Source organism: Solirubrobacter phytolaccae (genome assembly GCF_027587195.1).
In the GTDB taxonomy this organism is placed as follows: Bacteria; Actinomycetota; Thermoleophilia; order Solirubrobacterales; family Solirubrobacteraceae; genus Solirubrobacter; species Solirubrobacter phytolaccae.
In genome coordinates, this window is record NZ_JAPDDP010000134.1 from 1 (window position 1) to 9,755 (window position 9,755).

12 protein-coding genes, 1 tRNA gene and 1 pseudogene are annotated in these 9,755 nt (G+C 69.3%); 8 read left to right on the forward strand and 6 right to left on the reverse strand.

What is annotated here, in order from left to right:
- From OJ997_RS35580 to OJ997_RS35590, 3 genes and pseudogenes are all read right to left on the reverse strand, one after another.
- A pseudogene (locus tag OJ997_RS35580) lies at positions 1–542 on the reverse strand (hypothetical protein); the annotation flags it as partial.
- A 29-nt stretch (positions 543–571) separates the two neighbouring features.
- Complete coding sequence (locus tag OJ997_RS35585; protein ID WP_270030210.1) at positions 572–1,279, reverse strand: HNH endonuclease; 708 nt, start codon at positions 1,277–1,279, stop codon at positions 572–574.
- Between the two features lie 93 nt (positions 1,280–1,372).
- Positions 1,373–1,445, reverse strand: a tRNA-Gln gene (locus OJ997_RS35590).
- Between the two features lie 61 nt (positions 1,446–1,506).
- On the opposite strand from OJ997_RS35590, the gene glmU reads away from it, so the two are divergent.
- From glmU to OJ997_RS35605, 3 genes are all read left to right on the forward strand, one after another.
- Positions 1,507–2,880: a bifunctional UDP-N-acetylglucosamine diphosphorylase/glucosamine-1-phosphate N-acetyltransferase GlmU gene (gene glmU, locus OJ997_RS35595; protein ID WP_270030211.1), complete on the forward strand. Its 1,374-nt coding sequence runs from the start codon at positions 1,507–1,509 to the stop codon at positions 2,878–2,880.
- Between the two features lie 101 nt (positions 2,881–2,981).
- Positions 2,982–3,938, forward strand: a complete 957-nt coding sequence (locus tag OJ997_RS35600; protein ID WP_270030212.1) for a ribose-phosphate diphosphokinase — start codon at positions 2,982–2,984, stop codon at positions 3,936–3,938.
- Between the two features lie 77 nt (positions 3,939–4,015).
- Positions 4,016–4,210 (forward strand): hypothetical protein, encoded by a 195-nt coding sequence (locus OJ997_RS35605; RefSeq protein WP_270030214.1) that lies wholly within the window; start codon positions 4,016–4,018, stop codon positions 4,208–4,210.
- Here OJ997_RS35605 and OJ997_RS35610 read toward each other — a convergent pair whose 3' ends face one another.
- Complete coding sequence (locus OJ997_RS35610; protein WP_270030215.1) at positions 4,211–4,492, reverse strand: DUF4235 domain-containing protein; 282 nt, start codon at positions 4,490–4,492, stop codon at positions 4,211–4,213.
- Between the two features lie 116 nt (positions 4,493–4,608).
- Between OJ997_RS35610 and OJ997_RS35615 the strand changes: the two genes are divergently transcribed.
- From OJ997_RS35615 to OJ997_RS35625, 3 genes are all read left to right on the forward strand, one after another.
- Positions 4,609–5,313, forward strand: coding sequence for a hypothetical protein (locus OJ997_RS35615; protein WP_270030216.1), 705 nt, complete (start codon positions 4,609–4,611; stop codon positions 5,311–5,313).
- Between the two features lie 240 nt (positions 5,314–5,553).
- Positions 5,554–5,934 (forward strand): hypothetical protein, encoded by a 381-nt coding sequence (locus OJ997_RS35620; protein WP_270030217.1) that lies wholly within the window; start codon positions 5,554–5,556, stop codon positions 5,932–5,934.
- 43 nt (positions 5,935–5,977) lie between these two features.
- Positions 5,978–7,849, forward strand: a complete 1,872-nt coding sequence (locus tag OJ997_RS35625) for a glycoside hydrolase family 2 protein (RefSeq protein WP_270030218.1) — start codon at positions 5,978–5,980, stop codon at positions 7,847–7,849.
- On the opposite strand, the gene OJ997_RS35630 is transcribed toward OJ997_RS35625, so the two are convergent.
- Positions 7,846–8,184, reverse strand: coding sequence for a hypothetical protein (locus tag OJ997_RS35630; protein ID WP_270030219.1), 339 nt, complete (start codon positions 8,182–8,184; stop codon positions 7,846–7,848). The genes OJ997_RS35625 and OJ997_RS35630 overlap by 4 nt on opposite strands.
- Positions 8,185–8,288: 104 nt before the next feature.
- On the opposite strand from OJ997_RS35630, the gene OJ997_RS35635 reads away from it, so the two are divergent.
- Entirely contained in the window at positions 8,289–8,975 is a 687-nt protein-coding gene (locus OJ997_RS35635) for a 50S ribosomal protein L25 (RefSeq protein WP_270030220.1), read from the forward strand.
- Positions 8,976–9,007: 32 nt separating this feature from the next.
- Entirely contained in the window at positions 9,008–9,532 is a 525-nt protein-coding gene (gene pth / locus OJ997_RS35640; RefSeq protein ID WP_270030222.1) for an aminoacyl-tRNA hydrolase, read from the forward strand.
- On the opposite strand, the gene OJ997_RS35645 is transcribed toward pth, so the two are convergent.
- A partial coding sequence (locus OJ997_RS35645; protein ID WP_270030221.1) for a hypothetical protein occupies positions 9,522–9,755 on the reverse strand: 234 nt, incomplete at its 5' end. The two genes, pth and OJ997_RS35645, sit on opposite strands and share 11 nt — an antisense overlap.

Here is a 9,755-nt window from a genome sequence, read left to right on the forward strand (position 1 = left end):
TCCGACTTGCTCGCGCGCGCCTTCGCGCCGCCCGCCCCGGCCGCGCCGCTCGCCTTCGCCCCGCCGGCCGTGGCCGCGTGCGCCGCGCCGCTCGCCTTCGCGGTCTTCGTGCTCGTCGCGTTCGTCCGGCCCGGTACGTCGACCGGCGTGCCGATGATCGCGTCGATCGGCGTCGCCAGCGCGGCCTTGCCGCCGTACTCGTTGATCGACTCGGAGATCGCGCCGATCACCCGTTGCACACCGGCCTCGTCGGCGCAGTAGATCGGCGAGCCGGAGAAGCCCGGCCCGATCCCGGTCGCGTCCACGGCCGGCCCGGACACGCCGATCAGGATCCGGCCGCTGCTGCCCGTCGCCTCACCCGCCGCCACGTCCAGCACGTCGACGTCGAACGTGCTGATCGCCGTCCCTTGGATGACGGAATAGCCCGTGCAGCGCATGCCCGCATGGACTTGCCACAGCGGCATCGTCGGATCACCCGCAAACGCCGGAGCGGCGGGCACAAGCAGAGCCGCGACCGCGGCGGCAACCGGAAGCAAACGCATGAAGGCGCCAGCCTAGGGGTTCGAAGCAATCAATCGACGTCTCCCGACGAAACTCTTACGCCCCGCGGCGCGACCTCACCATCCGACGCGGCGCGTTCACGCTCGTACGCCCGCACCCACTTGCGCACGGCGTTGTCGCTCACCCCGTACCGCCGCCCGACGGCGCTCCACCCGTCCGCCGCGACCTCTGCCACGAGTACCTCGTACGGTGGCCGCTCCACTCGCCGGGCGCCAGGGATGGGGCGTCCCGAGCGGTCCCAGCGCATGCCGCACTCGCGTGAGCAATAGCGCTGGCGTGGGCTTTGCGGCCTGAAGGCCGCGCCACAGCGCAAGCACGCGTGCTCCTCCAGCGGCCGACGGTTCGCCCGGCCGCAATGCGTGTCCAACGTCGCCGCGCAGTTCGGACAGACGATCTGCAGGTTCTCGAGCCGGTTGTCGTCGGCCACGCCGTTGATGTGGTCGAGGATCAAGGCCATGCGCCGGCCGTGCCACTCCTCGTCCTGGCCACACAGCTCGCACCTCCGATCCTTCAGCCCTTCGTCGTACAGGCGCTTCTTGAGCTGCGTGCGCTGGTAGGTCGAGTTCGGCACGAGCACCTCCGGCAGCGGGATCGGTGCCCTCCGGCGGGGAGCGGGCGTGCCCTCGAAGTGCGCAGTCGAGATCTCCCACGCTTCGAGCCAGCGCTTGAGCAGGCGGAAGTTGCCACCCGCGGGGCGCAGCCCGAAGTGGCGCAACACCTCCGTCAGGGTCGAAGCTCGAGCGACGACCTCGCGAACCTCTGCTTCCGAGTAGCGCGGCACGAACGTATGTTCGCACGCGTCTCGGATGGACTGGGGGGCAGGGACTCGAACCCCGATCCCGGGGACCAAAACCCCGTGTCCTGACCAGTTGGACGACCCCCCATCACTCAAGATATCCCTTTGGTCTAGGGATCGAGCTGACTGCAGATACTACGATGCGAGCGGTGTCCGCGCCCACCGTCGTCATCATCGCCGCCGGCGAGGGAACGCGCATGCGTTCCAAGCTGCCGAAGGTCCTGCATCCGCTCTGCGGTCGCCCGCTGATCCTGTGGCCGGTGACCGCCGCGCAGGAGGCCGGGGCCGGCAAGGTCGTCGTCGTCGACAACCCCAAGCGACGTCTGGAGGATCGTCTTCCCGACGGGGTCGAGATCGCCGTCCAGCCCGAGCCGAACGGCACCGGCGGCGCGGTCCAGGCCGCGACGGAGCACATCGACCCGGACACGACGGTCGTGATCCTCGCCGGGGATGTGCCGCTGATCACCGCCGCGGCGATCGATGCGCTCGTCAAAGCGCACGAGGACAGCGAGGCCGCGGGCACGATGGCCACGATGGAGCTCGACGACCCCGGGCAGTACGGGCGGGTCGTGCGCGACAAGACGGGCAACGTCGAGAAGGTCGTCGAGGCCAAGTCCGGCGAGGGCGACGCGACCCCCGAGCAGCTCGAGATCCGTGAGGTCAACACGGGCATCTACGCCTTCCAGGGCGCGGCGCTGCTCGACGCGCTGGACCGGCTCGAGCCCGACAACGCGCAGGGCGAGCTGTACCTGCCCGACGTCCTCCCGCAGCTCAAGGCCGCCGGCAAGACGATCGCCGCGCACCTGATCACGGACCACACGCTCACGCTCGGCGTCAACGACCGGGTGCAGCTCGCGGAGGTCCGCCAGATCGCGCAGCAGCGCATCCACGACGAGTTGCAACGCGCCGGGGTGGCGATCCTGGACCCCAAGTCCACGCACATCGACGCCGACGTGACGATCGGGCAGGACACGGTCGTCGAGCCGGGCACGTCCCTGAAGGGCAACACGTCGATCGGCGCCGACTGCGCGATCGGCCCGCACACGACGATCATCGACTCCCAGCTCGGCGACGGCGTGTCCGTCCCGCACTCCTACCTGGTGTCCGCACGCGTCGACGACTTCGGCACGATCGGCCCGTTCGCCTACCTGCGCCCCGACGCGCACCTGCACCAGAACGCCAAGGCCGGCGCGTTCGTGGAGATCAAGAACTCGAACATCGGCCGAGGTTCGAAGGTCCCGCACCTGTCGTACATCGGCGACGCCGATATCGGGGAGAACACGAACATCGGCGCTTCGAACATCACCGCGAACTACGACGGACGCAAGAAGCACCGCACTAGAATCGGGAGCAACGTGCGAACCAGCGTCGATACGGCCTTTGTGGCCCCGGTCGAGGTGGGCGATGGCGCGTTCACAGCAGCGGGTAGCGTCATCACCGAAGACGTTCCGGCCAATGCCCTCGGCGTAGCCCGCGCCCGCCAAACGAATATCGCGGACTATGCGGACCGGCGCAAGCCGTGACGACCGGCGCCCCTCGTACACTTCCGCATGCCGTGAGTGCCTTGTCATCTCGCCCCTCATCGGCCACGTCACTGCCGCTCAGCGGCTATGACAAGCGGCTGATGCTCTTCTCGGGTCGCTCCAATCCGGAGCTGGCCGCGAAGATCGCCAACAAACTCGGGCTGGGCCTGGGTGGAGTCACCCTCAAGACGTTCTCCAACGGCGAGGTCTACTGCCGCTACGAGGAGTCGATCCGAGGCGCTGACGTGTTCATCGTCCAGCCCACGTGCGGCAACGCCGCCACGGGTGTGACCGCGAACGACGCGCTGATGGAGCTGCTGGTGATGATCGACGCGGCGGTGGGCGCGTCGGCGCACCGCGTGATCGCCGTCACGCCGTGGTTCGGCTACAGCCGCCAGGACAAGAAGTCGGCTCCGCGTGAGCCGATCAGCTCCCGCCTCGTCGCGCACATGCTCGAGGCCGCGGGCGCGGATCGCGTGCTCACGATGGACCTCCACGCCGGCCAGGTCCAGGGCTTCTTCAGCAAGCCCGTGGACCACATGACGGCGATGTTCATCCTCACGCAGTACTTCAACGACCAGCAGCTCGAGGACCTCGTCGTCGTGTCGCCGGACGCGGGCCGCGTGAAGCTGGCCAAGAAGTTCGCGGAGAAGGTCGGCGCGGAACTGGCGATCCTCAACAAGGAACGCCCCGCCCAGCAGGTCGCCGAGATCTCCTACGTGATCGGTGACGTCAAGGGCAAGACCGCCGTGATCGTCGACGACATCATCGACACCGCCGGCACGCTGCGGGCCGCGGGGGAGACCGTCAAGGACGAGGGCGCCAAGCGCGTCTTCGCCGCCGCGACGCACCCCGTGCTCTCGGGCAACGCGTTCGAGAACCTCGCGGCGAGCCCGTTCGAGCGGATCGTCGTCACGGACACGATCCCGGTCCCCAAGGACGCGCCGGACAACATCACGGTGCTCTCGGTGGCCGACCTGCTGACCGACAGCGTCCGCCGCATCTTCACCGACGACTCCGTCGCCGAGGTGTTCGGCGGCGAGAACCAGCTGTTCTGAGCACGCAACGCCTGCAACTGCTCCTCGGCCTCACCGACGAGGAGCTGCTGCAGATCCTGGACTCGGACCCGCTCGCCGTGATCACCGGCGACGAGGACTACCGGCCGGAGGTCCAGACCCTCCTGCAGCTGATCGGCGAGGAGCCGCCGCCGAAGGCGTGGGTGCGCGGGCGCCCGCTGCAACTGCTCTTGCAGCGAGACTTCGCGGGCTTCGAGGACGAGCTGAACGACTACCGCGAACGCGGCTTCAGGATCAGGAAGCGCGGCGACTGATCAGTCGTCGTCCGGGTCGGGGCGACGTTCCCCCGGCCACGAACCTGTGAGGTAGTTCCACCCGATGGCGCCGTAGCGGTCGACCACGACCCGCGTGGTCTTGAAGATCACGCCCTGCAGCGCCGCGGCGCCGATGATCTTGACCCACGGCGCCTGCTCGGTCGTGCCCTTGGGCGGCTCCTGATCGTCGATCTTCGTCCACGCGAAGTTGAAGATCCGCTTGCCCAACAGGCCGGCGACGATGCCCAGAAAAATGCCGATCGGCTTGTAGATGAACTTCATCGGTGGCCGACCTTACCCGTTCCGACGGCCTGGCCAATCGGCGGTGGCCTATTCCGACCGGCGGGCGGTAATGATGTTCAGCACGAACGCCGATACTTCGCTCAAGGACGGACGCGATGAACGAAGATCACTCTGACGACCTGCTCAAGCGAGCCCTGCTCGACGCCGAGGCTGCCGCCTCAGTCGCGCTGCGCGTCACGCCGCTCGCCCTCTCCGAGGCCCTGACGGTGGTGTTCCACGGTCGCAAGGACCTCGGGACGATCCAGACCTACGTCGCCCACGGCGGCCGCGGCGCCGGCGAGGCCGTCAGCAAGGACGAGCTGATGCGCGTGCCCTGCGATCTCGATCTGGCCGAGGCCGGAGATCGCGAGGAGGCCGAGCGGCTCTTCCAGGAGCAGGCCGCCGCGCTGCGCGACGCGCTCATCGGCGCGGACACGGTGCTCGACGTCTGGCGCGAGCCGCTGGAGGATCTCGCGCACGACCGCGTCCGCGTGGATCGCCGGATCCGCCTGGACATCCGCCTGCCCGCCCACCGGCTGCTGCCCACCGCGCTCGTCAGCCCGGAGAAGCAGATCGTGGTCACGCCCGTGTGCAGCGCCCGCTCGCTCACCGCGGGGCGCCCGCCGATGGGGATCGCGGTCGGCCAGCAGGACGTCGTGCGCGTGTATCCGCTCCCGGACGACCCCGAGCGCTGCCTGACGGAGTTCCTCGAGCTCGCCGCCGAGCACGCCCACGCGCTGGCCGAGCAGCTGGGCCGCCAAGAGGCCTCGGTGCAGCGGTTCCTCGAGCTGTCGGGCGACGACTTCCACCAGACCGGATAGTACGCGCGGCCGCGAGGACCGCGCATAACCCGGCGACTGCACCGGTCGTCGCTGCCCGCGGCGGTCGCCGCTCGCATACTGGTGGTACGTGTGCGGCGGCCGCCGCACGGCAGCGGCGGGCGGGGCCCGCCGGAATGCGTGGTCCTTCGGCCGCGTGTACTAACTTCCCGGCCTCTGCGCCGGACCCGCGTTCTCATCGTCCTCGGCTTCGCGCTGTTCTTCTTCGTGGGGATCAGCGCGTTGCTGGCCCGTACGCTCGCGGCCACCGGCACCGAGCGCAGCCGCGTGCTGGAAGTCGCCCAGGCCGAGGCCCGCGGTGACGTTCGCGCGGTCCTGAACGCCGTCCCCGCGTGCGCGCGCCAGTCCGCCTGCGTGGCCGCGACGACCGCGTTCGTGAACAAGCTCAAACGCGGCGGCGAGGTCGAGATCCTCCAGTACAAGCCGAGCGTCCAGGCGCCACTCACCACCGTGACCGGCACGGGGCGCGTCGCGTGGCGCGCGGGCAACTCCGGCCCGATCGTGCAGTGCGTGCGCGTGCGCCGCGACGGCCCGGCTTCCGGCGCGAAGGTCGAGCTGCTCTCCATCTCGGCGCCGATCGGCAACGAAGAGGCCTGTCCGTGAACAGCACAACTTGCCGCCGGATCCCGTGTTGAGATTCGCCGTGATGGTCCGCCTGCGTTTCCTCCTGCCACTTTTCGCGCTGTTGCTCTGCGTCCCGAGCAGCGCGCACGCCGCCGACAAGCCCAACGAGCAAGCCCTCTACCAGGACGGGCCCCAGGGTCGGTACCTGCTGGACGGCGACTGGCTCTTCCGCAAGGACGACGCCGACCAGGGCATCAACCAGCGCTGGATGCGCACGACGTCGACCGCCGGCTGGAACACCGTCAAGGTCCCGAACGTGTGGAACCTCGGTGACGCCTCCAACGAGTCGATGGCCGGCGGGATCGGCTGGTACCGCAAGGACTTCGAGCTCCCGAGCGCGGACAGCGCGCTGGCGTGGGCGTTCCGCTTCGAGTCGGTCAACTACCGCACGCGGGTGTGGCTGAACGGCAAGCCGATCGGCGAGAACACCGGCGCCTACATCCCGTTCGAGATCCAGGCCGCCGGCCTCAAGCGCAAGGGCACGAACCGCCTGGTCGTGCGCGTGGACTCCAAGCGCCTGGACCGTGACTTCCCGCCCGCCCGCACGAACGCCGACGGCGTCCCGTCCGGCGGCTGGTGGAACTACTCCGGCATCCAGCGCGAGGTCTACCTCAAGAAGCTGGACACGGTCGACTTCCAGCGCGTCCAGGTCCGTCCCGAGATCGACTGCGGCACGTGCGACGCGACGGTGCGCATGAACATCAACCTGCGCAACGTCACCAATCGCGGCCAGCGCGTCTCGATCACCGGCAAGTTCGGGGACCGCAAGGTGAACCTCGGGACGAAGTCACTCGGCCCGAAGGGGATCGCGGCGTTCAGCGACTCGATCCGGATCAGCAACCCGAAGCTGTGGTCGCCGCAGACGCCGAACCTCTACGACGTGAGCTTCACCGTCCGCGTGGACGGCAAGAAGGTCGCGGGCTACGACCTGCACAGCGGCGTCCGCTCGATCAAGGTCTCGCAGGGGCGCCTGTTCCTCAACGGCGCGCCGCTGAACGTGCGCGGCATGGGCCTGCACGAGGAGTCCAAGGCGGCCGGCTTCGCGATCGACAACGCGCGCCGCGAGGAGCTCGTCAACCTCACCCGTGAGGCGGGCGGCACGGTGCTGCGCACGCACTACCCGTTCCACCCGTACACGCACGAGCTCGCGGACCGGCTCGGCCTGCTGATCTGGGAGGAGATCCCGGTCTACAGCGTCTCCACGGCCGTGCTGAAGGAGCCGTCCGTCCGCCGGCTGGCGGTGCACGAGCTCGAGCGGATGATCGGCGCCAACGAGAACCACGCGTCCGTGATGCTGTGGTCGATCGGCAACGAGCTTTCGTCGCAGCCCGGCCCGGTGCAGGTCGCCTACATCGACTCGGCGGTCAAGTTCGCCAAGGAGATGGACCCGACGCGCCCGGTCGGCCTCGCGGTCGCCGCGTACCCGAGCTCGCTGTGCCAGGCGACGCAGTACAAGTCGCTCGACGTCATCGGCTTCAACAACTACTTCGGCTGGTACCCCGGCCCGAGCGGGCAGATCTTCGACCGCACGAAGCTCTCGGGCTACCTCGACGCGGTCCGCGCCTGCTACCCGGACAAGGCGCTGATGGTCACCGAGTTCGGCGCGGAGGCCAACCGTGACGGGCCGATCGAGGAGAAGGGCACCTGGGCGTTCCAGCAGGACTGGATCAACTACCAGATGAACGTCATGAACACGAAGCCGTGGCTCAGCGGCGTCGTCTATTGGGCGCTCAACGAGTTCTGGGTCCGGCCGGGCTGGGAGGGTGGCAACCCGCGCCCGGCGGCCCCGATCCACCAGAAGGGCCTCGTCACCTATGACGGCGTGAAGAAGCCCGCGTTCTTCGACATCCAGCGCTGGTTCAAGGCCACGAACCAGTTCCCACCAGCCGGTTAGCGGTTGGTGATCCGGCGGCGCGACGGTCCGGCCGGCTCGAGGGTCTTGCGCGTGCGGACCTGACGCCGGCCGGGATCGGCGAGCTTGTCGTGCGCACCGCGCAGGCGCTTGTCGGACTGAATCGCGAACGGCAGCGGGATCCCGCCGTTCGGTGACGTCTTCGGCTTGTCCGAGACGCGGTCGTTGCCGCCGCCTCCGGAGTCGTCCTCGTCGTCAGGGGACCATGAAGATGCGTTGTCCGACCGTAGGAACAGCAGGAACAGCGCACCGCCTAGAACAAGGGCCACAAGATGGAGGACTCCGAAGATCACGAGCAGCTCCGCGTCGGGGGACATTGCTCTCTGGATACCCCTCAGCCCGAGCCCTCAGACAGCGATTCGCTACCATCCTCGGCCGCTTGCCGCGCCGAAGGACCCTGCCCGCGGTGACCCTAAAGATCATGGCCGACGATACGACTCTCTCACTGACTGCGCGCGACCCCGAGGGCTCGCGCGCCACCCGCCGTCTACGTCGCGCGGGCAATGTTCCCGGCGTCATCTACGGCGGCGACGGTGAGCCGTCGCATTTCGCCGTTGACGCGCGCATCTTGCGCAACACGCTCGCCCGTTCCGGCGCGATTCTCGACATCGCCCTCGACGGTGGCTCCAAGGCCCCCGTCCAGGTCAAGGACGTCCAGCGCCACCCGGTGCGCGGCGACATCATGCACGTGGACTTCCTCCGCGTGAACATGAGCGTGGCCATCACGGCCACGGTCGTCGTGGATCTCGTGGGTGCGGAAGTCGCTCCCGGCGTCGTCCAGGGCGGCATCCTCAACCAGGAGACGCGCGAGGTCAACATCGAGGCGCTGCCGGGTGACATCCCGGACGCGATCCAGCACGACGTGTCGGCGCTCGAGATGAACGCCACGCTGAACCTGAGCGAGATCACCGCGCCCAAGGGCGTCACGTTCCTGGACGACCTCGAGGAGACCGTCATCGCGACGGTCACCCCGCCGACCGTTGAGCCGGTCGAGCCGGAGATCGAGGTCGAGACGGCGCTCGTGGGCGAGGACGCCCCGGCGGCCGAGGGCGACGCGGACGCCGGCGAGGGCGATGCGCCCGCCGCCGACTCCTCCGACGAGTCCTGAAGGTCTTCGGCTCCACACCCGTTGATTGGCTGATCGTCGGGCTCGGCAACCCCGGGCCCGGCTACGCCGAGACGCCACACAACGTCGGCTTCAAAGTCGCCGACGAGCTGGCCCGGCGCTGGGATCTGCCCCGCGCCAAGAAGAAGTTCGCGGGCGAGCTGGCCGAGGGCCGGACTCGCCCCGGCGGTCCCCGGATCGCCCTGCTCAAGCCGCAGACGTACATGAACGAGGCCGGTCGCTCGGCCGGTCCCGCCCGCGGCTCGTTCAAACTGGACCTCGATCGCGTGCTCGTCCTGCACGACGAGATCGACCTGCCGTTCGGCGACATCCGCTCCCGCCTCGGCGGCGGCCTGGCGGGCCACAACGGCCTCAAGTCGCTCAAGCGCGAGCTCGGCGCGGCGGAGTTCCACCGCGTCCGGATCGGCGTCGGGCGCCCCGACTCGACCGACCCGGACATCGTCGCCGCCTACGTGCTCGGCAAGTGGCGCCAGTCCAACGCGGACGTCGCCGACCTCATCAGCCGCGCGGCCGACGAGGCCGAGCGCATCATCGGCTGAACGTCACCCGCAGCGCCCGCTTCGCGCTGCCGTAGGTGACGGTCAGCGTGTAGGCGCCGGGCTTGAGCCGCTTCGACAGCTTGAGCGTGCGCGAGCCGCTGCGCGCGACCACCTTGCGGCCCTTGGCGAGCGTGACGCGCAGGGTGCCCGCGCGGCGGCCCCCAGCCGGCCCGCCGGTCACCGGCGTGGCGCAGGCCGAGCCGCCGCCGCTCGTGCCGCGCGG

Bases quoted from the DNA above. Each gene is read 5' to 3' on its own strand.
- OJ997_RS35600 (WP_270030212.1), top strand. From the start codon at position 2,982: ATGCTCTTCTCGGGTCGCTCCAATCCGGAGCTGGCCGCGAAGATCGCC.
- OJ997_RS35630 (WP_270030219.1), bottom strand. From the start codon at position 8,184: ATGTCCCCCGACGCGGAGCTGCTCGTGATCTTCGGAGTCCTCCATCTT.
- OJ997_RS35615 (WP_270030216.1), top strand. From the start codon at position 4,609: ATGAACGAAGATCACTCTGACGACCTGCTCAAGCGAGCCCTGCTCGAC.
- OJ997_RS35610 (WP_270030215.1), bottom strand. From the start codon at position 4,492: ATGAAGTTCATCTACAAGCCGATCGGCATTTTTCTGGGCATCGTCGCC.
- OJ997_RS35625 (WP_270030218.1), top strand. From the start codon at position 5,978: ATGGTCCGCCTGCGTTTCCTCCTGCCACTTTTCGCGCTGTTGCTCTGC.
- OJ997_RS35635 (WP_270030220.1), top strand. From the start codon at position 8,289: ATGGCCGACGATACGACTCTCTCACTGACTGCGCGCGACCCCGAGGGC.